We start from the raw sequence: 255 nt of genomic DNA, 5'->3' as shown, positions 1-255 counted from the left end.
CCGGCTCCTCGGGTGCGGCCTCCAGGATGACGTGGGCGTTGGTGCCGCTGATGCCGAAGGAGGACACGGCGGAACGGCGCGGCCGGTCCAGCTCGGGCCACTCCCGCTGCTCGGTGAGCAGGCTGACCGCGCCGGACTCCCAGTCGACGTGGTGGGAGGGGGTGTCGGCGTGCAGGGTGCGGGGCATCACGCCGTGCCGCATCGCCTCGATCATCTTGATGACACCGGCGACGCCGGCGGCGGCCTGGGTGTGGC

The 255-nt window shown here is 73.3% G+C and carries 1 protein-coding gene; it reads right to left on the bottom strand.

Translation table 11 applies throughout. The annotated features are described in order from the left end of the window. The coding region (locus VR45_RS41785) for a ketoacyl-synthetase C-terminal extension domain-containing protein (protein ID WP_045945220.1) at window positions 1–255 on the bottom strand (255 nt) is incomplete at both ends.

Source organism: Streptomyces sp. NRRL S-495, from assembly GCF_000966955.1.
Taxonomy (GTDB): Bacteria; Actinomycetota; Actinomycetes; order Streptomycetales; family Streptomycetaceae; genus Kitasatospora; species Kitasatospora purpeofusca.
Note: the sequence above shows the minus strand (reverse complement) of the source record. Positions and strands in the feature narration are given on the sequence as shown.